Source organism: Brachybacterium sp. EE-P12, assembly GCF_003711805.1.
GTDB lineage: Bacteria > Actinomycetota > Actinomycetes > Actinomycetales > Dermabacteraceae > Brachybacterium.
The window spans coordinates 117,009-141,654 of the sequence record NZ_QXCP01000001.1 but is presented as its reverse complement, the minus strand read 5'-3'; the positions used below and the strand labels follow the sequence as shown (position 1 = coordinate 141,654).

Annotated in this window: 24 protein-coding genes, 2 tRNA genes and 2 pseudogenes; 14 read left to right on the top strand and 14 right to left on the bottom strand. The window is 72.4% G+C overall.

The genetic code is table 11. The features are described 5' to 3' along the window. Positions 1–73 precede the first annotated feature (73 nt). On the top strand, positions 74–1,303 hold the full coding sequence (locus tag D1648_RS00665) for a macrolide family glycosyltransferase (protein ID WP_206424746.1): 1,230 nt from the start codon (positions 74–76) through the stop codon (positions 1,301–1,303). 67 nt (positions 1,304–1,370) lie between these two features. On the opposite strand, the gene soxR is transcribed toward D1648_RS00665, so the two are convergent. Next, on the bottom strand, positions 1,371–1,847 hold the full coding sequence (soxR, locus tag D1648_RS00660; RefSeq protein WP_122938875.1) for a redox-sensitive transcriptional activator SoxR: 477 nt from the start codon (positions 1,845–1,847) through the stop codon (positions 1,371–1,373). A 109-nt stretch (positions 1,848–1,956) separates the two neighbouring features. Here soxR and fdxA point away from each other — a divergent pair, with 109 nt between their 5' ends. Continuing rightward, entirely contained in the window at positions 1,957–2,286 is a 330-nt protein-coding gene (gene fdxA, locus D1648_RS00655; RefSeq protein WP_122938874.1) for a ferredoxin, read from the top strand. On the opposite strand, the gene D1648_RS00650 is transcribed toward fdxA, so the two are convergent. Both D1648_RS00650 and D1648_RS00645 read right to left on the bottom strand, forming a co-directional pair. Continuing rightward, complete coding sequence (locus D1648_RS00650) at positions 2,238–2,786, bottom strand: GNAT family N-acetyltransferase (protein WP_122938873.1); 549 nt, start codon at positions 2,784–2,786, stop codon at positions 2,238–2,240. The two genes, fdxA and D1648_RS00650, sit on opposite strands and share 49 nt — an antisense overlap. A 121-nt stretch (positions 2,787–2,907) precedes the next feature. Further along, complete coding sequence (locus D1648_RS00645) at positions 2,908–4,005, bottom strand: YafY family protein (RefSeq protein WP_122938872.1); 1,098 nt, start codon at positions 4,003–4,005, stop codon at positions 2,908–2,910. 62 nt (positions 4,006–4,067) lie between these two features. On the opposite strand from D1648_RS00645, the gene D1648_RS00640 reads away from it, so the two are divergent. The 5 genes from D1648_RS00640 to D1648_RS00620 all read left to right on the top strand — a co-directional run bounded on the left by D1648_RS00640 (position 4,068) and on the right by D1648_RS00620 (position 10,129). Next, positions 4,068–6,299, top strand: a complete 2,232-nt coding sequence (locus tag D1648_RS00640) for an ATP-binding cassette domain-containing protein (protein ID WP_122938871.1) — start codon at positions 4,068–4,070, stop codon at positions 6,297–6,299. Positions 6,300–6,331: 32 nt separating this feature from the next. Continuing rightward, on the top strand, positions 6,332–6,874 hold the full coding sequence (locus tag D1648_RS00635) for a PadR family transcriptional regulator (protein ID WP_122938870.1): 543 nt from the start codon (positions 6,332–6,334) through the stop codon (positions 6,872–6,874). Beyond that, positions 6,871–7,680: an alpha/beta fold hydrolase gene (locus D1648_RS00630; RefSeq protein WP_122938869.1), complete on the top strand. Its 810-nt coding sequence runs from the start codon at positions 6,871–6,873 to the stop codon at positions 7,678–7,680. Before D1648_RS00635 ends, D1648_RS00630 begins: the two co-directional genes overlap by 4 nt. Before the next feature lie 26 nt (positions 7,681–7,706). After that, entirely contained in the window at positions 7,707–7,988 is a 282-nt protein-coding gene (locus tag D1648_RS00625; protein ID WP_122938868.1) for a hypothetical protein, read from the top strand. A 290-nt stretch (positions 7,989–8,278) separates the two neighbouring features. Continuing rightward, positions 8,279–10,129 (top strand): DUF222 domain-containing protein, encoded by a 1,851-nt coding sequence (locus D1648_RS00620; protein WP_122938867.1) that lies wholly within the window; start codon positions 8,279–8,281, stop codon positions 10,127–10,129. Between the two features lie 94 nt (positions 10,130–10,223). Here D1648_RS00620 and D1648_RS00615 read toward each other — a convergent pair whose 3' ends face one another. Beyond that, entirely contained in the window at positions 10,224–10,610 is a 387-nt protein-coding gene (locus D1648_RS00615) for a barstar family protein (protein ID WP_122938866.1), read from the bottom strand. A 147-nt stretch (positions 10,611–10,757) separates the two neighbouring features. On the opposite strand from D1648_RS00615, the gene D1648_RS00610 reads away from it, so the two are divergent. Further along, entirely contained in the window at positions 10,758–11,162 is a 405-nt protein-coding gene (locus tag D1648_RS00610; protein ID WP_122938865.1) for a MerR family transcriptional regulator, read from the top strand. A 95-nt stretch (positions 11,163–11,257) separates the two neighbouring features. Here D1648_RS00610 and aceB read toward each other — a convergent pair whose 3' ends face one another. Together aceB and aceA are read right to left on the bottom strand one after the other, a co-directional pair. Then, positions 11,258–12,943, bottom strand: a complete 1,686-nt coding sequence (gene aceB / locus D1648_RS00605) for a malate synthase A (protein WP_122938864.1) — start codon at positions 12,941–12,943, stop codon at positions 11,258–11,260. Positions 12,944–13,097: 154 nt separating this feature from the next. Beyond that, on the bottom strand, positions 13,098–14,435 hold the full coding sequence (gene aceA / locus D1648_RS00600) for an isocitrate lyase (protein WP_122938863.1): 1,338 nt from the start codon (positions 14,433–14,435) through the stop codon (positions 13,098–13,100). 167 nt (positions 14,436–14,602) lie between these two features. Between aceA and D1648_RS00595 the strand changes: the two genes are divergently transcribed. Beyond that, the gene (locus tag D1648_RS00595; protein ID WP_122938862.1) at positions 14,603–16,228 is read left to right on the top strand and encodes a helix-turn-helix domain-containing protein; all 1,626 of its coding nucleotides are present in this window, start codon (positions 14,603–14,605) and stop codon (positions 16,226–16,228) included. 15 nt (positions 16,229–16,243) lie between these two features. On the opposite strand, the gene D1648_RS00590 is transcribed toward D1648_RS00595, so the two are convergent. From D1648_RS00590 to D1648_RS00580, 3 genes are all read right to left on the bottom strand, one after another. Beyond that, entirely contained in the window at positions 16,244–17,020 is a 777-nt protein-coding gene (locus tag D1648_RS00590) for a VOC family protein (protein WP_122938861.1), read from the bottom strand. A gap of 162 nt (positions 17,021–17,182) precedes the next feature. Beyond that, complete coding sequence (locus D1648_RS00585; RefSeq protein WP_122938860.1) at positions 17,183–17,875, bottom strand: SDR family NAD(P)-dependent oxidoreductase; 693 nt, start codon at positions 17,873–17,875, stop codon at positions 17,183–17,185. 32 nt (positions 17,876–17,907) lie between these two features. Next, on the bottom strand, positions 17,908–18,528 hold the full coding sequence (locus tag D1648_RS00580) for a LysE family translocator (protein ID WP_126281954.1): 621 nt from the start codon (positions 18,526–18,528) through the stop codon (positions 17,908–17,910). Between the two features lie 172 nt (positions 18,529–18,700). On the opposite strand from D1648_RS00580, the gene D1648_RS00575 reads away from it, so the two are divergent. Then, positions 18,701–19,129, top strand: coding sequence for an Lrp/AsnC family transcriptional regulator (locus tag D1648_RS00575; RefSeq protein ID WP_122938858.1), 429 nt, complete (start codon positions 18,701–18,703; stop codon positions 19,127–19,129). A gap of 21 nt (positions 19,130–19,150) precedes the next feature. Here the strand turns inward: D1648_RS00575 and D1648_RS00570 are convergent, their stop codons facing one another. The 4 genes from D1648_RS00570 to D1648_RS00555 form a co-directional block, all read right to left on the bottom strand. Further along, a complete protein-coding gene (locus D1648_RS00570) occupies positions 19,151–20,383 on the bottom strand; it encodes a nucleoside permease (RefSeq protein WP_122938857.1) in 1,233 nt (410 codons plus the stop codon). 89 nt (positions 20,384–20,472) lie between these two features. Continuing rightward, positions 20,473–20,548 (bottom strand) — tRNA-Ala (locus tag D1648_RS00565). Between the two features lie 41 nt (positions 20,549–20,589). Next, the gene (locus D1648_RS00560; RefSeq protein ID WP_122938856.1) at positions 20,590–20,760 is read right to left on the bottom strand and encodes a DLW-39 family protein; all 171 of its coding nucleotides are present in this window, start codon (positions 20,758–20,760) and stop codon (positions 20,590–20,592) included. A gap of 21 nt (positions 20,761–20,781) precedes the next feature. Next, positions 20,782–20,855: transfer RNA gene (locus tag D1648_RS00555), tRNA-Ile, on the bottom strand. 266 nt (positions 20,856–21,121) lie between these two features. Between D1648_RS00555 and D1648_RS18405 the strand changes: the two are divergent. Beyond that, positions 21,122–21,535, top strand: a pseudogene (locus D1648_RS18405) (fasciclin domain-containing protein); the annotation flags it as partial. After that, positions 21,535–22,395: pseudogene (locus D1648_RS00545) on the top strand (molybdopterin-dependent oxidoreductase); the annotation flags it as partial. The pseudogenes D1648_RS18405 and D1648_RS00545, both read left to right, overlap by 1 nt. 54 nt (positions 22,396–22,449) lie before the next feature. Here D1648_RS00545 and D1648_RS00540 read toward each other — a convergent pair. Then, on the bottom strand, positions 22,450–23,238 hold the full coding sequence (locus D1648_RS00540) for a hypothetical protein (RefSeq protein ID WP_122938855.1): 789 nt from the start codon (positions 23,236–23,238) through the stop codon (positions 22,450–22,452). A 127-nt stretch (positions 23,239–23,365) separates the two neighbouring features. Here D1648_RS00540 and D1648_RS00535 point away from each other — a divergent pair, with 127 nt between their 5' ends. Both D1648_RS00535 and D1648_RS00530 read left to right on the top strand, forming a co-directional pair. Then, the gene (locus D1648_RS00535; protein ID WP_122938968.1) at positions 23,366–23,806 is read left to right on the top strand and encodes a GNAT family N-acetyltransferase; all 441 of its coding nucleotides are present in this window, start codon (positions 23,366–23,368) and stop codon (positions 23,804–23,806) included. 18 nt (positions 23,807–23,824) lie between these two features. Further along, on the top strand, positions 23,825–24,304 hold the full coding sequence (locus D1648_RS00530) for an aminoacyl-tRNA deacylase (protein ID WP_122938854.1): 480 nt from the start codon (positions 23,825–23,827) through the stop codon (positions 24,302–24,304). Positions 24,305–24,646: the final 342 nt, after the last annotated feature.

Sequence of the window (24,646 nt, the reverse complement as noted above, 5' to 3'; positions counted from 1 at the left end):
CGCCATGAGCGGAGGGATCTCCTGCGATACCGTGAGGCGCCATGACGCTGTCCCGGACAACCGAGAGGCTCCCATGACTCATATCGTCTTCACCGCCATGCCCGCATCGGGCCACATCAACCCCGGCGCGCCCCTGGTCCAGGAGCTCGTCCGTCGCGGCATCGGGGTCACCGTCTGCGCCACCGAGCAGTTCCGCCCGCTCGCCGAGTCCCTGGGCGCCGACGTCCGCGTCTACCCCGGGAACACGATCTCCTCGCAGGTGATCGCCGAGGCCACCGCCGAGGGCGGATCGACCAGGGTGGCGCAGCGGCTGCTCGAGGCGACGTCGGCACTGCTCGCCGACCTGCAGTCGCAGATGCGCGCGGACCCGCCGGACGCCGTCATGTTCGACTCGAACGCCCTGTGGGGGCGGATGCTGGCGAGCCGCCTGGATCGTCCCGCCATCTCCCTGATGACCACGATGCTCGTGGGGTCCTCGGCATTCCGTGCGCTGCGGGCCCGCGAGATGCTCGCCGCCCTCCGGGAATCGGCGCCGGCAGTGCCTGGCGCCCTCCGCGCTCGGCGACGCCTGCTCCGGAGCGCCGACGCGGAGCTGCTGCCGCCCAGCCCGGTGCTCCCGACCCGGGGGGACCTGACCCTCTTCCCGATCCCGGAGTGGATGCAGGGCAGCGATCCCCGTCTGGACGCGAGCTGTCGCTTCGTCGGCCCGACCCTCGACGTCACGGCACGCACCGAGGAGTCCGATCCCGAGCTCGAGAACGTCCTCGGGGGGACGGATCCCCTGGTGGTGGTCTCCCTGGGAACGCTCCACACCGGCGGATCGTCCTTCTTCCGCGCCTGCGTGGAGGCCCTCGGACCGCTGCCTGCGAACGTCCTCCTGGTCGTCGGCTCCGCCACCGATCCCGCCGAGCTGGGGACGCCGCCGGCGAACGTCGTCGTCCGCAGGTTCGTCCCTCAGCTCGAGGCGCTCCGGCAGGCCTCGGTCTTCGTCACCCACGGCGGCATGAACAGCGTGCTCGAGGCCCTGCACTTCGGGGTGCCGATGGTCGTGATCCCGCAGCAGGTCGAGCAGCTGCTGATCGGGCAGGCCGTCGCCGACCGCGGAGCGGGGGTCGTGCTGCGTCACCACCTGAGCCGTGTCGACATCCCGGCGGAGCAGATCCGCGCCTCGGTCGACGCGCTGCTGCACGAGGCGTCATGCACCGCCTCCGCTCGTTCTCTCGCAGCCACCCTGCACGAGGGCGGCGGGGCCGAGGCGGCCGCGGACCACATCGAGGGCCTTCTCGCGGGCACGCCCGCGTGAGGAACGACCCCAGAGCCGGCCGGGCTGCCGCACCCGTCGCGGACGGCGCGTCGACCCGGCCCTCTCGTCACCCCTCGTCGTCCTCCTCCAGCACGTCCTCGAGCCGGCGGGGGCCGGCGCCGGTCGCGGCGAGGGCGTCGTCGGGGTTCAGCAGCGCGCAGGCCTTGAGCGACAGGCAGCCGCAGCCGATGCAGCCGGTGAGCTCGTGCTCGAGCCGTTCGATCGCCCGCCGACGCTCCTCGAGGGTGCGGCGCCAGCGGCGGGAGGCCCGCTGCCAGTCGTCGTGCGAGGGGGTGCGGTCCATGGGGACGTCGCCGAAGGCGTCGCCGACGTCGGCCAGCGGGATCCCGAGGCGCTTGGCGACCGAGACCAGCGAGACGCGGCGCAGCATGTGGCGGGCGTAGCGGCGCTGGTTCCCGGCGGTGCGCACCGAGGCGATGAGACCCAGGTCCTCGTAGTAGCGCAGGGCGCTCGCGGCGACGCCGGTGCGTCGACCCATCTCGCCGATGGTCATGAGCTCCTCTGGCTCGTGCGCCGCGTTCATCCTGCCCCTCACCCCTGCCTTGACTTCAAGTGCGCTTGAGATCTTACGGTCGTGCTCGACTCCGTGGGAAGGCCTCGCGGAGGAGACCGCCCCGGGAGGACCGCGCTCGATGACCTACGTGATCGCCCTGCCCTGCGTGGACGTCAAGGACCGCGCCTGTGTCGACGAGTGCCCCGTCGACTGCATCTACGAGGGCAGCCGGATGCTCTACATCCAACCGGACGAGTGCGTGGACTGCGGGGCGTGCGAACCCGTCTGCCCCGTCGAGGCGATCTTCTACGAGGACGACACCCCCGACGAGTGGGCGGCCTACTACAACGCCAACGTCGAGTTCTTCGATGAGCTCGGCGCCCCGGGCGGCGCCGCGAAGACGGGCGTGATCGAGAAGGATCACCCGCTGGTCGCGGCGCTGCCTCCGCAGGAGAACCCGCTGGACTGAGGTCGCGGGGCACGCGGCGTCGGCCCGTGCCCGGGGACCGGATCGAGGGTCAGCGTGAGGAACACGCTGTGGGGATCGGGCTCGTAGCGCCCGAAGGGCGCCGCCTCCCGGAACCCCGCGCGACGATAGAACGTCCGCGCCGGGGCGAAGAAGTCATGCGTGCCGGTCTCCAGCGAGATGCGGGAGACTCCCCGTGCCCGAGCGTCGCCCACGGCGCGATCCAGGAGCGCCGAGGCGATCCCCCGCCCGCGGCGCTCCGGCGCAGTGCGCATCGACTTGAGCTCCTCATGCCCCGCAGCGATCGCCGCGAGAGCGACGGTACCGACCGTGATCATCCCGTCGATCGCCTGCCATGTGCGCACCCCCGGGTCACGGAGCGCGTCCAGGTCGAGGGCATGACGGCTCTCGGGCGGTGCCGTCGGCTCCATGTCGCGGTGATGTGCCCGCAAGAACTCGACCAGGGTCGGATCGCTGAAATCGGCACGGATGATGTCGAGCATTCCGGGAGTGAAGCACCGGACCCCGGGAGCGTCCCCACTCCCCAGCAGGCCGAGATCCGATCGTGACCTGGGGAGGGAGCTCAGCGGCCCGGCCCCTCTCCTCCCTCTCGTCGTGGCGCATTCATCCCGGCTCCTGGTCGTCCTCGGAGCAACTCGAGCCCAGTTCGCCTTGACGTGCCTGCTCATCACGCCGGAGCGTGCTGTCGGCCCCGTGCGCCGCGAGCACGGCGCGCGCCTGTGCGAGCACCGCGTCCCGCACCTCAGCGGGTTCGAGCACCCGCGCCGTGCCCGGCAGCACCGCGAGCAGATGCGGCACCCAGGCCACATCGCGCACATGGGCGACCACGCGCGTGGGTCCTCCCTCCCTCGGCGAGAGCTCGAGCTCCTCGTAGGGCAGCGCATCGGCGATCTCCGCGGCCGTGGCCGACACCTCGAGCTCCACCCGCTGTCGCCCCCGGCGCACGCCCTCGCGCAGATGCTCGCCGCCCGCCCCCTCCGGCACGGTCCGCGGGGTGAAGCGCGCCCCGGTCGGAGCGATCGCCTGCAGGCGGTCCACGCGGAAGGTCCGCCAATCCTCCCGTGCACGGTCCCAGGCCAGCAGGTACCAGCGGGCGTAGCGGTGGACGAGCCGGTGCGGCTCGACCTCCCGCCGAGTGCGCTCCCGTCCCGCGGGCACGTGCTCGATGCGCACCGTGCGGTGGTCGTGGATCGCCTGGGCGAGTGCGGAGAGGTCGTCGGCCCCGATGCCGGGGGCCGACGGGACCCCGACCTCGAGCGCGTCGTGGAGGGCTCCGGCCCGGGGTCGGAGCCGGGGCGGGAGGAGCTGGACGAGCTTCGCGCGGGCCTGCTCCGCGGCCTCGGCGATGCCGCCCGGCACCTCGGCCGCTCCGTCGGCCGCTCCGTCGGCTGCTCCGTCGTCCGATCCGTCTGCCGTACGGTCGCCCGTCGCCGCCACCATCGCGAGTCCCACCTGCATCGCGACCGCCTCGTCGTCGTCGAGCAGCAGCGGCGGCATCCTGGAGCCGGCGGTGAGCCGGTACCCGCCGCCGGGACCGCGCCGGGACTCGATCCCGTAGCCGAGCCTGCGCAGACGCTCCGCGTCCCGACGCAGGGTCCGCTCGCTCACCCCGAGGCGGGCGGCGAGCTCCGGCCCCGTCAGCTCCCGCCCCGTCTGCAGCACGGCGAGCATCTCGAGCGCCCGCCCGGTCGTCTCCGTCATGGCGAGAGCGTATCCGGGAATCCGGCCGGGAACTGACCGGATCCCTCGCTACCGTCGCCGCCATGAGCACTCCCACGATCCGCCTCCGCGGCGCCCGCACCCACAACCTCCGCGCTCTCGACGTCGACATCCCCCGCGACCGCCTGGTGGTCGTGACCGGGCTGTCCGGGTCCGGGAAGTCCTCGCTGGTGTTCGACACGATCGCCGCGGAGGCCGGCTTCCAGCTGAACGAGACCTATCCCCCGTTCACACGGAACCGCCTGCCGCGCTGGTCCCGGCCCGAGGTCGACGAGATCCACGGCATCTCCCCCGTGATCGTCATCGACCAGAAGCGCCTGGGCGGCTCGGCCCGCTCCACAGTGGGCACGGCGAGCGAGGCCTGGAACGCGCTGCGGCTGCTGTTCTCCCGACTCTCGACCCCGCAGGTGGGCGACTCCGGGCGCTTCTCCTTCAACCTGCCGGGCGGCATGTGCCCCACCTGCTCGGGCCTCGGCGAGGTGGTCACCAGCGCGGTGGATCGCTTCCTGGACCTCGATCGCTCGCTCGCCGGCGGCGCGATCCGCCTGCCCGGCTTCGGCAACGGCGGCTACTGGTATCGCCAGTACGCGGACATCGGCAGCTTCGACCCCGATACCCCGCTGCGGGAGTGGAGCGAGGACGAGCGGCGGGCGCTGCTGCACGGCGGGGAGGCCGCGGCGCGCCTGGGCGTCCGCCCGTCCGCCGACTACGAGGGGGTCGTCGACCGCTTCGAGCGCATCTTCCTGCACACCTCGGACGAGCTCTCCGAACGCAAGGCCGCCGCCATCCGCGAGTTCACCCGCTCCTCCCCCTGCCCGGAGTGCGAGGGCGATCGACTGGCCGCCCCCGCCCGCACCGCCCGCCTGGCCGGCCTCACGATCGGCGAGATGTCGCGATTGGAGATCACCGAGCTGGCCCGGGTGATCGCCGGGATCCACGAGCCGGCGGTGGCGCCCGTGCGCGACGCGCTGGTGCGCCGGCTGCGGGCGATGTGCGACATCGGGCTCGGCTATCTGCAGCTGGCGCGCGCGACGACCTCGCTCTCGGGCGGGGAGTCGCAGCGGCTGAAGACCGTCAAGCACCTCGGCTCGAGCCTCGTGCAGATGCTGTACGTGATCGACGAGCCGACGATCGGGCTGCACCCCCAGGACGTCGGCGCGATGCTGCACCTGCTCGAGGAGCTGCGCGACAAGGGCAACTCGGTGCTGGTGGTCGAGCACGACCCCGCCGTGATCGCCGCGGCCGATCACGTGCTCGAGATCGGTCCCGGCGCCGGCGCCGAGGGCGGACGCCTGGTCTTCCAGGGCACGCCGGGCTCCTTGGCCGACGCCGACACCGCGACCGGGCGTGCGCTGCGACGGCACCGGCCCCTCGACCGCACTCCCCGCACCCCGCGCGGCAGCCTGCCGGTGCGCGGAGCGAGCCGGAACACCCTGCAGGACCTCGATGTCGACATCCCGCTCGGTGTGCTCACCGTGCTCACCGGGGTGGCGGGCTCCGGGAAGTCGAGCCTCGCCGCGGAGCTGGTCGCGCAGCACGAGGCGGTGGTCGTCGACCAGCGTCCCGTGGCCGGCAACCGGCGCTCCACCCCGATCACCTACACCGGCATCGCCGCCCCGATCCGCAGGCTGTTCGCCTCGCGACATGGCGTGGAGGCGGGGATGTTCAGCGCGAACTCGCGCGGCGGCTGCCCGGCCTGCGAGGGTCTCGGCGTGCTCCGCACGGATCTCGCGTTCATGGACGGCCAGGAGACGGAGTGCGAGTCCTGCGCAGGCACGGGCTTCGCGCCCGAGGTGCTCGAGATGAGGCTGGACGGGCTCAGCATCGCCGACGTCGAGGCCCTGACCATCGGCGAGGCCGTGGAGCGCCTGCCGTCGGCCGCGGTGCGCAAGGAGCTGGCGGGGCTCGAGGCGGTGGGGCTCGGATACCTCCGGCTCGGCCAGGCGCTGTCGACGCTCTCGGGTGGGGAGAGCCAGCGGGTGAAGATCGCCCGCGAGCTGCGCTCCGCGGCGCCCGGGAGCCTGTACGTGCTGGACGAGCCGACGACGGGGCTGCACCTCGAGGACGCGGACACCCTCATGGGAGTGCTCGACCGGCTGCTCGGGGCGGGGCACACCGTGGTGGTCATCGAGCATGCCCTCGAGGTGGTCCGGCGCGCCGACCACCTCATCGACCTGGGGCCGGGCCCCGGGCGCCACGGCGGGCGGGTCCTGTACGAGGGACCGGTCGCGGGGATCACGGGGACGGCGACCGCGGAGGCCCTCGCAGCTAGTTGACATCACACCTAGATGCAGGGTCTACTAGAGGTATGGCTCTCGCGCGGATCATCCTCGGCCTCCTCGCCCTCGCCCCGATGACGGGCTACGACCTCAAGCGGCACTTCGACTCGTCGGTGCGGCACTTCTGGTGGGCAGACAAGGCACAGATCTATCGCACGCTCGCGACACTCGTCGCCGGCGGCCTCGCCGAGGTCGAGACCGTGCCGGGACGCGGGGCGCCGGACCGCCAGGAGCACCACATCACCGAGGCGGGACGCGCGGCGCTGTCCGAGTGGCTGGTCTCGCCGCCGGAGCACCGCACCGTGCGGCATCCGTTCCTCGCCCGCCTCTTCTTCGCCGGCGAGCTCGACGACGACCAGCTCGACGCACTGCTGGCCGAGCGCCGTGCGACGGTGACGGAGCAGCTGGCCGAGTACGAGCGACTGCGACCGGAGGTGCTCGCAGAGGCCGCAGACGGCCGCGCCACGGGCGACCGGGCCGGCACGCTTCGCCTCGCCACGCTCGAGCACGGGATCGCACACGCTCGCACCGAGCTGACCTGGCTCGACGATACGGAGAGGGCTCTGACATGACCGAACACGGCGACACGACGGAGCATGCCGACACGACCGAGCACCGCGAGCTGCACCCGGCGGCCGTCGCGCCGGCCTCGGACCCGGTGGTGCTCCTCCACGGCGGCACCGCCGCGGGCTGGATGTGGCAGGAGCAGCTCGACGTGCTCCGCGACCGGGCCGCGCTCACCCTGGATCTGCCCGGCTTCGGGCGCCGCGCCGCGGAACCGTGGCCGGGCCTGGAAGCGGCGGCCGACGACGTGGTCGCGAGGGTGCGTCGGCTCGGGGTCACCGGGCGGTTCCACCTCGTCGGCCTCTCGCTCGGCGCGATCACAGCGCTGCGCGTGCTCGCCCGGCACCCCGACGCCGTGCTCTCGACCTTCGCGACCGGGGCGATCCTCGCCCCGGTGAGCCGACGGACCCGTGCACTCGCCCGCCTGCAGCTGGCGCTGTGGGACGCCCGCTGGTTCTGGCGGGCACAGGCCAGGATGTACGGGCTCGACGAGGAGGGGCGGAGGCTTTTCGTCGCCCACGGCCTGACCCTGCGCCGCGAGAACATGGCCGCGCTGACGCGGGAGGTGTTCGGTGGCGGGGTGCCGCAGGGCTTCGGCTACGGGTCGGGGAGGATCCTCGCGATCGCGGCGGAGCACGACCCGGCGCCGATCCACCGCTCCCTCGAACTGCTGGGCGCGGCCGCCCCGCAGGCCGAGCTCCGAGTGGCGCCGGGGATGCACCACATCTGGAGCATCGAGGACGTGGACCTGTTCAACGCGGCGCTGCTGGCGTGGCTGCGCGGCGAGGTCGACCCGAGACTGCTCCCGGTCTGACCGAGGTCTCCCTCTACGATGCCTGCATGGACGACGCCCGTCCGCCCCGACGCGGGCGGCGCTCCCCCGGCGACCTCTCCCTCGCCCTCGGACTGATCGCGCTGCTCTGCGCCCTGATCCCGGTGATCGGCGACGTGCTCGCGGTGCCGCCAGGCCTGGCCGCCGTGGTGCTGGGGTATCTCGGTGTCAGCCGACACGACCGGGGGCTCGAGCACCGCGCGGCGGCCGCCTACGCGGGTGCCATCCTCGGCGGCATCGCCCTGTTCCTCGTGATCGTCTCCTCCATCGCCACGCACGTCACGGTCTGAGGCCGGCGACACTGCCGTCGCCAGCAATGATGATGCTTGGTTCGTATATCTGTTCGACTCTGCAAGCGGTCCATCGATCTATTTCCGAAGTAGAGTTCGTGGCGATTCCTCCAATGTCACACCGATGATTTCTCCGCGTGTATTCCCTCAGACTCACGGGAGTGCCTACAACGTGCCGCTTCGCACCGACCTTCCCTCCACACAGCACAGTTATCCACATCGCGACGCCTTCCGTGCACACTGTCCACAGCCCTCTTCCACATATCGTGCATCAGTGCGATACTGAGCGCATGGCACAGGATCCGCAGCGACGCGAGCACAACGGGCGGGCCGACGACGGCCGCCCCGCGGTGCACGGCGCGTCGGACGGAGCGGCGTCGACCGCCGGTCGCACGGGGAATGATGTGCTGGTCCGCGTGGAGGGCGAGCAGCTGGTCATCGGCGATGTGGACCTCGTCGCGGTGCGCTCGGTCCTGGCCGATCTCGGCGCGTCGGGCTCGCGGTCGCTGGGCGGGCTGTCCGCGGAGGAGACGACGGCGCTGCTGTCCGGGATCGTCGGGATCGAGGAGGCGCTGGAGTCCGTGCGGGCCCGTGCGCTCGTGCACCTGGAGGCGGCGGTGAAGGAGGACTGCCTGCGGCGCGAGGAGACGCCGCGGCAGGCGGCGCACGTCGCCCGCTCCGAGGCGTCGAGGGCGCTCAAGGAGTCGCGTTCGGTGGCCGGTCGCAGCCTGGCGACGTGCCGCCGGCTGGTCCGGAGCATGCCGGGCATGCTCACCGCGCTGGCTGAGGGGACGCTGCGCCCCCGCTCGGTGCACAAGGTCGGCTCGATGATGGGGCCGGTCCCTCCGGAGCTGCGCGCGCTGGTGGACGAGATGCTGACCGCTCAGCTGCCCGCCCTGAAGGACTGCGGCACCGGGGAGATCGCCGATCATGTGGAGCGGATCCTGCACGCGCTGGATCCCGAGGGTGCTGCGGAGCGGCACCGGCGGGCGACGCAGGACCGGCACGTCACGATCACCCGCGGCGATCACGGCATGGCGACCGTCAGGGCGCTGATCCCGGGGATCGATGCGGCACGGATCCGGAAGGGACTGTCCGTCGCAGCCGAGGGCGCCCGCGCGCGGGGCGACCGTCGCGGTCATCAGCAGATCATGGCCGATCTCTTCGCCGATGCGCTGGTGGGACGCGGGGACGGCATCGATCCGACCACCCTGGACATCGGGATCGTGATCACCGACCGCTCCCTGCTGGCCCCCGCCCATGCCGATGCGGCCACGATCGAGGGATTCGGGACCGTGCCCTACGACCATGTGCGCGAGGCGATGCTCCAGGCCGTGCAGCAGGGCGAGGAGGACACCGATCTCGCGCTGACGATCCGGCAGCTCTACGCCGACCTCGACGACGGCGATCTCGTGGCGGTCGAGGCCCGTTCCCGGGCGTTCCCCGCCTCGCTGAAGCGCTTCCTCATGCTCGCCCACCAGACCTGTCGGGCACCGTACTGCGACGCGCCGATCCGGCAGATGGACCACATCGTGCCGTGGTCTCAGGGCGGGCCGACGAGTCTCGACAACGGGAACGGGCTGTGCGGAGGGGACAACCAGAAGGAGAGCTCCGGGGAGACGGTCCGGGTGGTCCGCGACGGGAGTGGGAAGCGCCGCACCGTCGAATGGACCACCCGCTACGGCCAGAAGGCCCACCGGGGCGGCGTCAACCTCGACCCGGTCGGCACCTACCTGCGCAGCCTCCGCCACCAGCAGGCGCCACCGGAGACCTCCGTCCCGCCGCAGGGTGACAGGTCAGCGGAGGCGGCGTTCGCGGGGGACCCGGCGGGATCACGGCCCGCACCACCTCTCGGATCGCCGGGAGGGCGCCCCTCGACCCCGCTGGTCGTGCCGGCCTCAGCAGATCCGCCACCCGCGACCGGGCAGGGCCCGCGGAGCGACAGCCACTCGACCATCTACCGGGCCTTCGACCGCCTGCGGCTGCGGATCACCGACCTCCCCGTGCCGGCGACCATCATCCCGCCACGCAGCCGGGGCGACGACCTGCACGTCCTCGGGGACGTCCGCACCAGCGGCTCCGACCCCGTGACGCCGCGGCCGCCTGAGTCCCCGGGCACCTCCGAGCGCCGTCGGCGTTGACCAGAGCTCCGCTCCCCTCCTCTCGACCCGGCCTGTTCCGTCCGCCCCTCCCGTGAGGCACATCGGACGCGACCGACCGACGACTCCCCGGCCCTCAGGCCAGCACGAGATCGATCGCAGGATGGTCGGCGAACACCTCGAGCACGGTCTCGAAGTACGTCGGCCCGCCGTCGGCCTCCAGACGCTCCAGCTTCCGCCGCGCCGCGGCAGTGTCGAACCGGGGGTCCTCGAGCTTCGCCAGCAGCTGCTCCCGCGTGGTCCCGACGCCGAGCGCCTCAGCGGCGAGAGCATGCTCCTCCCAGAGCACGCGCGCCCCGTCGACGCCGTGCAGCGCGCCGTAGCCGCCGCGAAGCATGTCGTCCAGCGCATCGAGGCTCGGTCCCAGCTGCCAGTCGACCCCCGTCATGAACACACGATTGATCTCGTCGTAGAAGGAGGGGATGTCGTGGACGCGGCGGCCGTCGATCCGGAGGGTCAGCATGAGCACAGTCTCCCCCGACAGCCGTCCCGGGGCCGATATCCCGCAGCTCGCCGTGGCGACGCCCGTGAGGCATCACATCGATGTCATTCACGACGACACACCCCTGACCTGCACGATCCGAGCCGATGCGACCCGTACGGTGACGCCATGACCGCTCTTGACACCCGTGTGAACCCTGCTGCGCGCGCCGAGGCTCCCGCACGCTTCGGCATCGGCGAGCTGTCCGCGCGCACCGGCGTGAGCGCCCGGTCCCTGCGCTACTACGAGGAGCAGGGCCTGCTCTCTCCGGATCGCACCGGAGCCGGTCACCGCCGCTTCGACCCCGAGGCGGTGGACCGGGTGCTGCTCGTCCAGCGACTCTTCGCCGCCGGGTTGACGAGCACCGAGATCGCACCCCTGCTGCCGCCGCTGCTGGGTCGGTCCGACGGCGGGGCCGACGGGATCAGCTCGCTGCGCACCCATCGCCGCGAGCTCGAGGGACGGATCGCCCGTCTCCGCGACACGGCGGAGATCCTCGACGAGGTGCTCGAGGAGCTCGCCGGCGCTCGCTGAGCGCGCCGGGTCGGCGCACGGGCGACCGGACCGTCCCGACGTCGCCCGTGCGCCGGCCCGACCGACCGTCGCTCGACCTGCTCGCCGCCCCTGCCTCACCCCAGGTGGCGCTCGTAGGCACCCGTGGTGAGGAAGGCGGGGAACTCCTCGCCCAGCACCGCCTCCTTGAGCAGCTCGGCCGCCTCCGGGATACGGCTGCCCTGCTCGGTGTCGAGCTCCAGCACGGCGCGGTCGATAAAGTACTCGACCCGCTCCCGCGTCACCGGCATGCCCTCGTCGGTGAGCATCCCCTGGGTGATCCACTGCCACAGCTGCGAGCGGGAGATCTCCACGGTCGCCGCGTCCTCCATGAGGTGGTCGATCGCGACGGCGCCCGCGCCGCGCAGCCAGGCATCGAGGTAACGCAGGGAGACGCGGATGTTCTGCCGGATCCCCTGGGCCGTGATGGCCCCGCCCTCGACCTCGAGGTCGAGCAGGTCCTCGGCGGTCACATGCACGTCCTCGCGCAGCCGGTCCACCTGGTGCGGACGCTCGCCCAGGACCGCGTCGAACTCGGCCTGCGCGGCGGGCACCAGGTCCGGATGCGCCACCCAGGTGCCGTCGAAGCCGTCGCTCGCCTCGCGCTGCTTGTCCTCGGCGACCATGACCAGCGCCTGCCGCGTCACCTCCGGGTCCCGGCGGTCGGGGATGAAGGCGCTCATCCCGCCGATCGCATGAGCGCCGCGGCGGTGGCAGGTCGCGACCAGCAGCTCGGTGTACGCCCGCATGAACGGCACGGTCATCGTCAGCTGCGAGCGGTCCGGGAGCACGCGGCGTCGGCCCCGGTCGCGGAACATCTTGATGATCGAGAAGAGATAGTCCCAGCGCCCCGCGTTCAGCCCCGCGCAGTGATCGCGCAGCTCGTAGAGGATCTCCTCCATCTCGAAGGCCGCGGGAAGGGTCTCGATGAGCACGGTCGCGCGGATCGTGCCGTGCTCGATCCCGAGCCGGCGCTCGGCGGTGGCGAACACCTCGTCCCACAGCCGCGCCTCGAGATGGGACTCGAGCTTGGGCAGGTAGAGGTAGGGGCCGGAGCCGCGCTCGATCAGCTCGCGCGCGTTGTGGAAGAGGTACAGCCCCGCGTCGACCAGCGAGGCGGAGGCCCGCATCGAGCGGCCGTCGGCCCGCACCCAGCGCAGATGCTGCTCGGGCAGGTGCCAGCCGCGGGGCCGGAACACGATCGTCGCCGTCTCCTCGGCCAGGCGGTACTCCTTGCCGTTCTCGCCGGTGAAGTCGATCTGCCGACGGATCGCGTCGTGCAGGTTCAGCTGCCCGTCGATGACGGCGTCCCAGGTGGGGCTCAGCGCGTCCTCGTGGTCGGCGAGCCACACCCTCGCCCCCGAGTTCAGGGCGTTGATCGTCATCTTCCGATCGGTGGGGCCGGTGATCTCGACGCGTCGGTCCTCGAGGCCGGGCCCGGGGCCGGCGACGCGCCAGCTGCGGTCCTCGCGGATCGCACGGGTGGCGGGGAGGAAGTCGAACATGGCCCCGCCCGCGATGGACTCCCGGCGCAGGGTGCGGGCGGCGAGCAGCTCGGTGCGTCGGCTCGCGAAGCGGTCGTGCAGTAGGGCGAGGAAGTCGAGCGCCTCGGGGGTGAGGATCTCCTCGAAGCGGGGCCCCAGAGGGCCGACGACCTCGAGGCGTCCGCGCGGGGTGCTGCGGTCGGGGGCCGACGGGTCGGTCGAGGTGCCGGCGGCGGGGCGCTGCTCGGAGAGGGGGCGGCGGTAGTCGATGAGGGTCATGGCGAGGTCCTTCCGGGACACGTGGCTGGTCAGGATGGTCGTTGGGGTCCGGCGCGGGGTGGCGGGCCGAGGGGACGGATCAGGTGGACGCTGGTTCTTCGCCCGGGGGCGGCGGGGTCTCCGCTCGCGGCCCCGGCGACGGGGCCGACGGTGCTCAGTGGAACTGCGCCGTCTCGGTGGAGCCCGCGAGGGCGAGCGTGGAGGAGGCGGGGTTCAGGGCGGTGGCGACCCGATCGAAGTAGCCGGTGCCCACCTCGGCCTGGTGACGGTGCGCGGTGAAGCCGTGCTCGGCGGAGGCGAACTCCGCCTCCTGCAGCTCGACGAAGGCGCTCATCTGCCGGTCGCGATAGCCGCTGGCCAGCTCGAACATCGCGTGGTTCAGGGAGTGGAAGCCCGCCAGGGTGATGAACTGGAAGGCGTAGCCCATCGCCGCGAGCTCGCGCTGGAAGCGGGCGATCTGCGCATCGTCCAGGTGCCGCTTCCAGTTGAAGCTCGGCGAGCAGTTGTAGGCCAGCTTCTGCTCCGGGAACTCGCGATGGATCGCCTCGGCGAAGCGCCGGGCGAGCTCGAGGTCCGGCGTGGAGGACTCCACCCACAGCAGGTCCGCGTACTCGGCATAGGCCAGGCCCCGCGCGATGACCGGCTCGATCCCGGGGGTGACCTCGTAGAAGCCCTCCGCGGTGCGGTCCCCGGTGAGGAAGGGCCGGTCCCGCTCGTCGACGTCGCTGGTCAGCAGCGTCGCGGCGAGCGCGTCGGTGCGGGCGATGATCACGGTCGGGGTGCCGGAGACGTCCGCGGCGAGGCGGGCGGCGTTCAGGGTGCGCACGTGCTGGGAGGTGGGGATCAGCACCTTCCCGCCCAGGTGGCCGCACTTCTTCTCGCTCGCCAGCTGGTCCTCCCAGTGCACGCCCGCGGCGCCCGCCTCGATCATCGAGCGCATCAGCTCGTAGGCGTTCAGCGCGCCGCCGAAGCCGGCCTCGGCGTCGGCGACGATCGGGGCCAGCCAGTCGCGGCTGGTGCTGCCGGTCTCGGCGAACTCGATCTGGCCGGCGCGCAGGAGCGCGTTGTTGATCCGGCGCACGACGGCGGGGACCGAGTTGGCGGGGTAGAGCGACTGGTCGGGGTAGGTCTGGCCGGAGAGGTTGGCGTCGGCCGCGACCTGCCAGCCGGAGAGGTAGATGGCCTTCAGCCCGGCACGCACCTGCTGCACGGCCTGGTTCCCGGTGAGGGCGCCGAGGGCCGAGATCCAGGAGCCGGGATCGGTGTCGTTCTCCCGGATCAGCTCCCAGAGGCGCTGTGCGCCGCGGCGGGCGAGGGTGTGCTCCTCGCGGACGGGGCCGGCGAGGGAGAGGACGTCGTCTGCGGTGTGGTCGCGGCGGACGCCCTTCCAGCGCGGGTCGATCTCCCAGTCGCGGGCTAGCTCCTCGGCGGTCATGGTCGGGTCCCCGGGACGGCTGGTGCTGCGCGGGGCGGGGTGGGTCGGGGTGGTCATCGTCGGCTCCTCGGGGTGAAGGGGCATCCACTGGGGGTGCCGCTCTCGGCGAACTTCGTCGAGTGGTCACACACTTGCCGCTCCCGGACCCGCTCAGAAGACCCGAACCGGAAGAACTTCTGCGAAATTTCTGTTCTTCAGAAGTAACCTGTGTCACTCTGGCCGACATGACCGCGCAGCCCCGCACCCCCGGCCGAGGACCCGACGCCGCCCCGCGCCGCCCCGGCGCCGCCGCGCCCCGACCCGCCGAGGGCGCGCGCAGGGCCGCCGAGGGCGCGCGCCGGACCGTCACCGATGTCCGGACGCTCGTCGGCCGCCCCTCCTCTGCGGTCGACGGGCGCGCGCCCGACCCCGACGACGAGGTGGACCCGCTCCTCATCGGCCGACGGATCCGCGCCGCACGCACCGCACGGGGCCTGTCCCTCGCCGAGCTCGCCGCGGCCCTGGACCGGGCCCCCTCGCAGCTGTCGGTGATCGAGAACGGCAGGCGCGAGCTCCGCCTCGGAGAGCTGCGCCGGATCGCCCGCGCGCTCGAGGTGGGGGTCGAGGACCTGCTGGATCCCGAGCCTCCGTCCCGTCGGGCGGCGCTCGAGATCGCGCTCGAGAAGGCGCAGGCCGGGGCCCTCTACCAGGGGCTCGGGCTCCCCGACCTGCCCGTGCGCAAGACCCTCTCCGACGCCGCGATCGAGACGATCCTGACCCTGCACGAGGAGCTGCGGCGCCTCCACGAGCAGCGCGCGGCGACCCCGGAGGAGGCGCGGCGGGTCAACGGGCAGCTGCGCCAGGAGCAGTCCGAGGCGGGCAACTACTACCCCTCCCTCGAGGAAACGGCGCGCGAGCTGCTGGCCCGGATCGGTCACAGCGGCGGACCGCTCTCCCACCGCAAGGTCTCGCTGCTCGCCGAGGAGCTCGGCTTCACCCTGCACTCCGTGCCGGACCTCCCCCACTCCGCACGCTCGATCACCGACGCGTCGTCCATGCGGATCTACCTGCCGCTCGGGCGCGACGCCGCCGACCCGCGCACCACCGTGCTGCAGGCCCTGGCCGCGCACGTGCTGGGGATGGCCGAGCCCGCGGACTACGGCGAGCTGCTGCGGCAGCGGGTCGAGGTGAACTACCTGGCCGCGGCGATGCTCGTGCCCGAGCACGGAGCCAGCGCGTTCCTGCAGGCCGCGAAGGCGCAGCGGGAGCTGTCGGTCGAGGACCTGCGCGACGAGTTCGCGGTGACCTACGAGCTGGCTGCGCACCGCTTCACGAACCTCGCCACCCATCACCTCGACATCCCCGTGCACTTCCTGAAGGTGCATTCCTCGGGCACGATCGTGAAGGCGTACCAGAACGACCACGTCCGCTTCCCCACCGATGCGCTCGGCGCGGTCGAGGGTCAGCTGGTGTGCCGGTGGTGGAGCGCGCGGCGCGTGTTCCGGGCCGAGGACCGGATGCGGCAGTACAGCCAGTACACGGACAAGCCGGGCGGCACCTACTGGTGCACCTCCCGCATCGAGTCCGGCTCCGGCGGCGAGTTCTCGATCTCGGTGGGCACGGACTTCGCCCACACGCGCTGGTTCCGGGGGCGGGAGACGAACGTGCGCCACGCCTCGAGCTGCCCGGACCCCGACTGCTGCCGCGAGCCCGCGCCGGAGCTGGTGGAGCGGTGGCAGGGCTCCGTGTGGCCGGTCGCGCGCCTGCACGCCTCGCTGCTGGCGGCGATGCCGACCGGCACCTTCACCGGGGTGGACCGGGTGGCGATGCTCGAGTTCCTCGAGCGGCACGCGCCCTCGGCCGACGAGTGAGTCGGGATCACCGGCTCACTCCTCGGGGACCACCTGCAGGCCCGCCACCTCGCGCGGCTCCGCGCCGAGGCCCGCGCCGCGCACCGCGATCCCGAACAGCCCTGCCGGGCCTCCGGCCTCGAAGCGCACCTCCGCACCCGGCAGCTCGACCGTGCTGCCGAGCACGGGCAGCGAGAGCAGCTCGCCGAGGATCCTCGCCCCGCCCTCGGGGTCATGGCTGCGCACCAGCAGGGCGGCGAGGTCGGGGCCCATCTCCTCGGAGCCAGCAGCCGGGGCTCCGCCTGTGTCTCCGGCCTCCGCCCGTGCTGCCTCGCGGCGCTCCGCCCGCATCTGCGCGATGACGTCCCGCGGTGGGTCATAGCTGATGAAGAAGGGGAAGGACGGCGGCGCGTCCTCGAGGAGCACCTCGACGAAACCGGCGTCCTTCTCCTCGAAGCGCACCTCGACCTCGCGCACCTGCCGTCCGGCCGATCGCAGCCGGGCCGCGACCTCCCGGGCGTCGTGCACGTCCACGGCGAAGGTCAGCGGTCCCTCCCCGTCCAGGGCCTCGACCGCGGGGCGCAGCAGCGCGAGCCCCTCGGCGTACTTCGAGTCCGCGACCGCCCGCCAGTCCTCCACCGCGGCCAGCTCCACGTAGCGCGCATCATCCACGCCCCAAGCGGCATTGCGGAAGCCGGGCATGGTCAGGGCCGCGCGGGCGGGAAGGCCGAGCGCGTCGTACGCGACCATCGCGGCGTCGAGGTCCTCGACCCAGTGGATCAGGTGGTCGAAGCGCGGGTTCTGGTCGTACATCGGGGGTCTCCTCCTCGTGGCCGTCGCGAGGGAGGACACCGCCGCCCCCGTCCGATGAGGTGAGCCTAACCTCACTGAGCGCGGCGATCCAGATGGAGGGTGCGGAGCCGTCGACGGAGCGGCACTCGGGTCACGCGGGCTGGCGCACCGACGGCCTCCGACTCACCAGGACAGCTCGCGGCGGGGCCGGACGTGGATGTCGGTGAGCTGCACGTCCTCGCTCGCCGTGATGGCCATGACCACCGCCCTCGCGACGGAGGAGGGACGGATCAGCTCGCTGCGGTCCACGTCCCCGCCGAACATCGGGGTGTCGGTGGGCCCGGGGTAGACGGTCGTGACCCTCACCCCGCTCGCCTCCTCCTCGGCCCGGAGGCCATTGGCGAGCGCGCGCAGAGCGTGCTTGCTCGCGGCGTACGGGGCGTTGCGGGGGCGGGCGGCGGTGCCGGCGCCGGAGTTCACGAACACGACGGTGCCGCGGGAGCGACGCAGGGCGGGCAGGGCGTGCCGGGCGAGCGACGCGCCGGCGGTGACGTTGAGGGCGAAGACCCGTTCCCAGTCCTCGTCGGCCGTATCCTCGACGCGAGTGGACGGGGAGATCCCGGCGGCGTGGACCAGGGCGTCCACGCTCTCGGGCACGAGGGCGGCGAGGTCGTCCGCGAGCAGGTCCGCGGCGCGCGAGGTGATCAGCGCGGAGGCCTCGTCGAGCTGTGTGAGGGCCTCCCGGTCGCGGCCGACGGCGATCACCCGCCAGCCGAGCTCGGCGAGCTGCAGGGCGACCTCGCGACCGATCCCGCTGGTCGCGCCGGTGACGAGGGCCGTGAGGGTCTGGGTGCTGTCCTGGTCGGAGATGGTCATGCCCCCAGTCTGCCGCCGGTGCGCGGCGCAGGCTACTGCCGCATGACCCCCAGGACGAGCAGCACGGCGAGCGCGGCGTAGACGGTGCCGGCCGCGCCGTCGAGGACGTGCCGCACACGGGGGCGGCCGAGCACCGCGTCGCGGAAGAGCCCCGCCGCGCCGCCGATCGCCAGATCGGTGACCAGGCCCGTCAGCTGCAGGAGCAGGCCCAGCATGAGGATCTGCGCGAAGGGGTTCTCCCCGGAGCCGCCCGCCGTGCCCAGGAACTGGGGCAGGAAGGCCACGAAGAACAGCGCGATCTTCGGGTTGGTGATGTTCACGACGAAGCCCCGGCGGAACACGTTCGGCACCGTCGCGGCCTCGGCGAGCGGGGCGCCCGCGCGGCGCCAGGTGGTGATCGCGAGGACAGCCAGGTAGCCGGCGCCGGCGAGGCGGATCGCGTCCAGCGCCGCGGGCACCTGGGCGAGTGCGACGCCGAGTCCCGTGGCCGCGACGAGCACCCAGATCGTCATGGCCGAGGTGACCCCCAACGCGCCGCGGACGGCGGCGCGCCTGCCCTGGCCGATGCCGGTGGCGACCATGAACGCCATGTCCGGTCCGGGGGTCACGAGGATGACCGTGACGGCCAGCAGGAACGCGGGCAGGACGGACACGTCGAGCACTTCTCACCACCATGTTCTCACTGCGGGAAGAGCTCCCGGAATCACGCCCTCACCTGGGCCGACAGTGACTGTAGGAGGCGTCGCTGCGGTGCCGCAATCACCGAGATGCCGGGCAGAGTGCCACTCGCCCGCGCACTCTGCTGGGTGGCAGTACGCTGACTGCGTGCTCGACGATCTCGACTACCGCCTCATCGCCCTCCTGCGCTCGAACAGCCGCACTCCCGTGGCGGTCCTCGCGCGCGAGCTCGGCGTGAACCGCTCGACGGTCACCTCTCGGATCGACCGCCTCGTGGACAACGGCGTGATCGAGGGGTTCACCATCCGTGTCAGCGGCGATCTGGAGCACGACTCCGTGCAGGGCGTGATGCTGGTCGCGACAGAGAACAGCCGCAGCCCCGAGATCGTGCGAGAGCTGCGCGGCTATCCCGAGCTCGAGCAGCTCCACTCGACCACCGGCACCTGGGACCTCGTCCTGCAGATCCGGGCCCGGAACCTCGCCGAGTTCGACCTCGTGCTGGAGCGGGTGCGGGCGATCCCGGGCGTGCGCTCCACGCAGACGAACCTGCTGTTCAGCTCGCTACGGACGGTGTAGGGGAGGCTCGGGGACCGCTGCTCAGGCCGACTGCGGGACCTCTGCCGCCGCGGCGGTCTCCCGCTCGCGGAACAGCGCCGCGAAGAACAGCGCGACGCCGACGGCGAGCGCCGCCGGGATGAGCCAGATGGCGCGCCACTGGTGGGTGCCGTCGGCCGCGAGGAAGGCGTCGACGATGGGGCCGGAGATGAGCGAGCCGATCAGCAGGCCCACCCCGTAGGTGGCGAGCGAGATCAGGCCCTGGGCGGCGCTGCGCACGTGCTTGGGGGCGAAGCGGTCGGTGTAGATCTGCCCGGCGACGAAGAAGAAGTCGTAGCAGACCCCGTGCAGCACCAGCCCGATGATCACCAGCCACAGCAGCGATCCGGCGTCCCCGAAGGCGAACAGGGCGTAGCGCAGCGCCCAGGCGAGCATGCCGATCAGGAGGGTGCGCTTGATCCCGAGCTTCTTCAGCATCAGCGGCATGATCAGCAGGAACAGCGCCTCGGAGACCTGGCCGAGGGACTGCACGGCCGCCGCCGACCGCACCCCGATCTCGTTGAGATAGAGGTTGGTGAAGTTGTAGTAGAACGCGAGCGGGATGCAGATCAGGATCGAGGCGAGGAAGAACACCAGATAGGAGCGGGACTTCAGCAGCGCGAGCGCGTCCAGCCCGAGCACGTCGCGCACGGTGACCCGGTCGCCCGTCGGCTCCGGCGGGGTGTGCGGGAGGGTGAAGGCGTACACGCCCAGCAGGCCGGAGCCGATCGCCGCCATGACGAAGGTGTTCCCCAGGGCGCCGCCGGCCTCCCAGCCGAGCCAGCCGATGAGGAGCCCTGCGATGATCCAGCCGATGGTGCCGAACACGCGGATCGCGGGGAACTGCCGCTCGGGGCTGTCGAGGCGGCGGAAGGAGATCGAGTTGGCGAGCGCGAGCGTCGGCATGAAGGAGATCATCGCCAGCAGCGCGAACACGAAGAACGCGCCGAACTCCTGCTGCCTGCCCGCGAGGAACAGCATCACGGCGCTGAACAGGTGCAGCACGCCGAGGATGCGCTGCGCGGCGAAGAAGCGGTCGGCGATCAGCCCCACGATGAAGGGGGCGAGGATCGCGCCGAGGGACTGGGTGAGGAAGGCCAGCGCGATCTGGCTGCCGCTCGCGCCGAGGTCCGCGGCGAGATAGGTGCCGAGCGTGACAAACCAGGCGCCCCACACGAAGAACTCCAGGAACATCATCGTCGAGAGTCGGAGGCGGAGGACGGGGTCGAGGGTCATGCCCTGAGAATCTAGCCGGTCGTCCAGCACCCGGGAAGCCCTCGACGCGGAACGAGGGCCCCTCCGTGCGGAGGAGCCCTCGTCATCCCTGGTGGAGACTAGGGGGGTCGAACCCCTGACCTGAAGCTTGCAAAGCTACCGCTCTACCAACTGAGCTAAGTCCCCATGGATGGTGCCGATGGTACTCGGTGCGGCACCGCTGCGGTTCAGGAGTGCTGCGCCTGCTTCTGCGCTGCCCGGTCCTGCTCGGCGGAGACGCGCTCCGCCTCGGTCCACAGATCGTCGCGGATGCGGTCGGACTCGACCTTCCGCCAGGTGAGGATCCCGGCCACGGCCGTGGTGAGCACGACGACGGCGGTCGTGATGAACTTCTTCATGAGTTCCTCCGATCCTCGACGTGGGCCTAGCTGGACTTGAACCAGCGACCTCTGTCTTATCAGGACAGCGCTCTAACCGACTGAGCTATAGGCCCGTGCACGGTGATCTCCGGAAGGATCCGGTGGTGACCGCCGACGCACAACGCTACCCCGAGCCGGGTCGCTCCGTCCAACCGGTCCGGCAGGTTGTTCGCGAGGTCACAGAACCGCGCGGCTCCGTGCGAAGCACCGGGACGTGAGGCCGACGCGATCTCCTCCCATCCGCTCGTCCGTCGGCTCCGAATCCTCTGTGTGAGGCCCCTCCCGGGGCGTCCCGCCCTCGGACCTCCGAGCACGGCCCGGCACCACGAAGGAGATCGTCATGAACACCCGGAAGATGCTTCCCCGCCTCGGGGCGCTGGCGGCGACCGTCGCCCTGATGAGCGCCTGCTCCGGCGGGATGGACGAGGACCCGATGCCCGACGGCGGCGAGAACCCGGCCGCCGGCCAGGAGCAGGGCTCCGACGGGGACGGCGCGGCCTCCGACGGCGACGACATGGACGGGACCGCCATGGACCCCGCCGCGGACCTCGTCGGCACGGGCTGCCCGGACTACGCCGCGATGGTCCCGGACGGCGACGGCTCGGTGGAGGGCATGGCCCAGGACCCGGTCAGCGTCGCCGCATCGAACAACCCCATGCTCACCACGCTGACGGACGCCGTCTCCGGCGAGCTGAACCCGGACGTGGACCTCGCCGACACCCTCGACGGGGACGAGTTCACGGTCTTCGCCCCTACTACCGCATCGACACGGCCCTCGCCGTGCCCCGGGTCGACCCGTCCTCCTGGACGCTGAGGATCCACGGCCTGGTCGAGGACGAGCTCGAGATGACCTTCGCCGACCTGCTCGAGGAGCCTATGGTCACCTCGCACGTGACGCTGACCTGCGTCTCCAACCCCGTCGGCGGGGACCTCGCGGGGAACGCGACATGGCTCGGCGTTCCCGTGCGGACGCTGCTGGAGCGCGCCGGGGTGCGGGACGGCGCGGACATGGTCCTCTCCCGCTCGATCGACGGCTTCACCGCCTCCACCCCGCTCGAAGCGCTCACCGACGCGCGGGACTCGCTGCTCGCCGTGGGCATGAACGGCCACCCGCTGCCGGCCGAGCACGGATATCCCGTGCGGATGGTGGTCCCGGGCCTGTACGGCTACGTCTCGGCCACCAAGTGGGTCACGGAGCTCAAGGTCACCCGCTTCGCGGACGATGCCGCCTACTGGACCACGCGCGGCTGGTCCGCACGGGGCCCGATCAAGATCGCCTCCCGCATCGACGTGCCCCGCTCCTTCGCGGAGCTCGCCCCAGACGCGGAGGGGGCCGTCATGCTCGGCGGCACCGCCTGGGCGCAGCAGCGCGGCATCGCCGCCGTCGAGGTGCGGATCGACGACGGCGAGTGGCGGCCGGCCGAGCTCGGCGCCGAGGTCTCGTCGGACACCTGGGCCCAGTGGTCCCTGCGCTGGGAAGGCGCCGAGCCCGGGGACCACACCGTCGCCGTGCGCGCCACCGACGGCACGGGCGAGGTGCAGACCGACGAGCGAGCCGACCCGGTCCCCGACGGGGCGAGCGGATGGCACACGGTGCAGTTCACGGTGACCTGAGCGGCCGGCACCCGGTGCGGTGCGCGAGGACGGGGCACCGGGACCGCGAGGTGCTCAGCCCCTCGGCAGCCCGTCGGCGGCGACGAGACCGTGCCTCCGGCCGAGCGCGAGCAGCGCGTCAGGATCCTCGGCGAGTCGCGCGCAGATCTCCGCAGCATCGCCGATGAGGCGCTCGTCCCCGGTGAGGGCGACGAGCTCGTCGAACAGCTCCTGCTGCCGGTGGCGCAGCGGGATCGGCACCCCGTCGCGGGCCAGCACGCCCCAGCGGGAGGCGTAGACGTCCACGTGCTCCGGCTCCTCGCCCGTGGCCAGACGCACCGGGAAGCGTGCGGCCGGCAGGCGGACGCGGTCGTAGTTCGGCTCGGTCCGGTCCACCACGGCGAGCTGCTCGGCGTCGAACCAGGTCGCGACCAGCTCCATCCGCTGCCCGTCGGCGCGATAGGGCGCCGCCGGCACGTAGCCGGGGGCGGCAGCTCTCGGGACATGGCCGACGGCCAGGTCGTGCACGGTGCAGCGCACGAACGGGGTGGTCACGGGCACGTCCGCGCCGGAGCGCGCGTACTTCCGGGCGATGGTGCGCGGGGTCTGATTCGAGCCGACCGCGAGCACGAGCGTGCGCTCCGCCAGCGGGGCGGCACCCTCCGCGGCGAGAGCCCGCTCGATCGCCGCGCGGTCCACCGCCGACGCGGCCCGGTCCTCCGCCGGTGCCGGCGGGTCCTGCGCGGGCTCGAGGTCGACGACCCCGTCGCCCAGCAGCAGCGCGGAGCTCGCCGCAGGGCCCAGCCAGGGATAGTCCTCGGGGGCGACGGTGCGAGGCAGGGAGTCGGGGCGTGCGAGGGACATCCCTCGACCGTAGCGCGATGTCCGCGAGCTCCCAGCTCCGCGCGACGCCGCTCACGATCACCTTCCCCTCCCACCGCGACTCGGACCGTCGCGCCTGCCGCGGGCGTGCGACCCCACAATGGCGCACATGCCCGCCTCCTCCCCTCTCCCCGATACCTACGAGTTCTCCGCAGACCCCGACCGGATCGACGTCGGCCGCGTGCACCACCTCCTGGCCGAGCACGCCTACTGGGCCGAGGGACGGACCCTCGAGGCGCAGCGGGCGATCGTCGACGCGTCCCGGAACTACGGCCTCTACACACGGCCCGACGGGGAGCAGATCGCCTACGCCCGGGCCGTCACCGACGGCGTGACCTTCGCCTGGCTCGCCGACGTGATCGTGGAGCCCGCGCACCGGGGAAGGCGCCTGGGACACGCACTCGTCGACGGGATCCTCGAGGACCTCGATCCGCTGGGCCTCAAGCGCATCGTGCTGAAGGCCTCCGCCGCAGGCCGGCCGCTGTACGAGCGGGCCGGCTGGACCCCGCTCGAGGGCCCCGACGACTGGATGGAGCTCCGCTCCCGCTGACGGGCCTACCCTGGCTCCATGAGCGAGCAGCGCGCGGCCGACGCCCTCCGGGCCCTGGGCCTCCCCCACGAGATCACCCGGCACGGACGGGTCGGCTCCCTCGCCGAGGCCGCCGCGACCCGCGGGGTCGAGCCCCGCGACATCGTCAAGACCCTCGTGGTACGGCGCGGCGAGGGCGACTTCCTCTTCGTGCTCGTGCCCGGGGACCGGGAGATCTCCTGGCCGAAGCTGCGCGCCCTGCTGGGCGTGAACCGGCTGTCGATGCCGGACAAGGACGTCGCCAGGGACGTCACCGGCTACGAGCGCGGCACCATCACGCCCTTCGGCGCGAGCACCGCCTGGCCCGTCGTGGCCGACGCGTCGCTGGCCGGGGACCCCGCGCGGCGGATCTCGATGGGAGCGGGCGCGCACGGCGTCGCCGCGACCGTCCCCGCCGAGGAGACCCTCGCCCGCCTCGACGCCCGGGTCGCCGACGTCACCGAGCTCCACACCGCCTGATCCCCGGGGAGGCACGCCAGGGCCACGCCCCGACCGCCCCGTGCCGCCCACCTGACCCGCGTCCGGATCGCCGAAGAATGTCTGACGGATAGCAGACTCGGGGCATTGAGGCCATCATTCGCCCATGTTTGCTGCACTGGCGACTCGTGTCGGCCCCCGCATGAGTCCTGCGGGCCACAAGAGTTGCCCTCGGACTGGCCGAGACGTGGATCTGTGTCGGTATGAGGGCCCATTCCGCCACAAGGCCACGTCTCGCCGGCCGTCGGGACGGGACACGGGTAGGGACGACGACGTGGGCCCGCCGAGAGTGCGTGGCGGGGCCGGGACGGATCCAGGCGCACG

Coding starts and splice junctions, on each gene's coding strand:
- D1648_RS00645 (WP_122938872.1), bottom strand. CDS start 4,005: ATGACGGAGACGACCGGGCGGGCGCTCGAGATGCTCGCCGTGCTGCAG.
- soxR (WP_122938875.1), bottom strand. CDS start 1,847: ATGAACGCGGCGCACGAGCCAGAGGAGCTCATGACCATCGGCGAGATG.
- D1648_RS00615 (WP_122938866.1), bottom strand. CDS start 10,610: ATGCTGACCCTCCGGATCGACGGCCGCCGCGTCCACGACATCCCCTCC.
- D1648_RS00650 (WP_122938873.1), bottom strand. CDS start 2,786: ATGCTCGACATCATCCGTGCCGATTTCAGCGATCCGACCCTGGTCGAG.
- D1648_RS00535 (WP_122938968.1), top strand. CDS start 23,366: ATGCCCGCCTCCTCCCCTCTCCCCGATACCTACGAGTTCTCCGCAGAC.
- fdxA (WP_122938874.1), top strand. CDS start 1,957: ATGACCTACGTGATCGCCCTGCCCTGCGTGGACGTCAAGGACCGCGCC.
- D1648_RS00595 (WP_122938862.1), top strand. CDS start 14,603: ATGACCGCGCAGCCCCGCACCCCCGGCCGAGGACCCGACGCCGCCCCG.
- D1648_RS00640 (WP_122938871.1), top strand. CDS start 4,068: ATGAGCACTCCCACGATCCGCCTCCGCGGCGCCCGCACCCACAACCTC.
- D1648_RS00665 (WP_206424746.1), top strand. CDS start 74: ATGACTCATATCGTCTTCACCGCCATGCCCGCATCGGGCCACATCAAC.
- D1648_RS00625 (WP_122938868.1), top strand. CDS start 7,707: ATGGACGACGCCCGTCCGCCCCGACGCGGGCGGCGCTCCCCCGGCGAC.
- D1648_RS00590 (WP_122938861.1), bottom strand. CDS start 17,020: ATGTACGACCAGAACCCGCGCTTCGACCACCTGATCCACTGGGTCGAG.
- D1648_RS00620 (WP_122938867.1), top strand. CDS start 8,279: ATGGCACAGGATCCGCAGCGACGCGAGCACAACGGGCGGGCCGACGAC.
- D1648_RS00610 (WP_122938865.1), top strand. CDS start 10,758: ATGACCGCTCTTGACACCCGTGTGAACCCTGCTGCGCGCGCCGAGGCT.
- D1648_RS00630 (WP_122938869.1), top strand. CDS start 6,871: ATGACCGAACACGGCGACACGACGGAGCATGCCGACACGACCGAGCAC.
- aceA (WP_122938863.1), bottom strand. CDS start 14,435: ATGACCACCCCGACCCACCCCGCCCCGCGCAGCACCAGCCGTCCCGGG.
- D1648_RS00635 (WP_122938870.1), top strand. CDS start 6,332: ATGGCTCTCGCGCGGATCATCCTCGGCCTCCTCGCCCTCGCCCCGATG.
- D1648_RS00560 (WP_122938856.1), bottom strand. CDS start 20,760: ATGAAGAAGTTCATCACGACCGCCGTCGTCGTGCTCACCACGGCCGTG.
- aceB (WP_122938864.1), bottom strand. CDS start 12,943: ATGACCCTCATCGACTACCGCCGCCCCCTCTCCGAGCAGCGCCCCGCC.
- D1648_RS00530 (WP_122938854.1), top strand. CDS start 23,825: ATGAGCGAGCAGCGCGCGGCCGACGCCCTCCGGGCCCTGGGCCTCCCC.
- D1648_RS00540 (WP_122938855.1), bottom strand. CDS start 23,238: ATGTCCCTCGCACGCCCCGACTCCCTGCCTCGCACCGTCGCCCCCGAG.
- D1648_RS00570 (WP_122938857.1), bottom strand. CDS start 20,383: ATGACCCTCGACCCCGTCCTCCGCCTCCGACTCTCGACGATGATGTTC.
- D1648_RS00585 (WP_122938860.1), bottom strand. CDS start 17,875: ATGACCATCTCCGACCAGGACAGCACCCAGACCCTCACGGCCCTCGTC.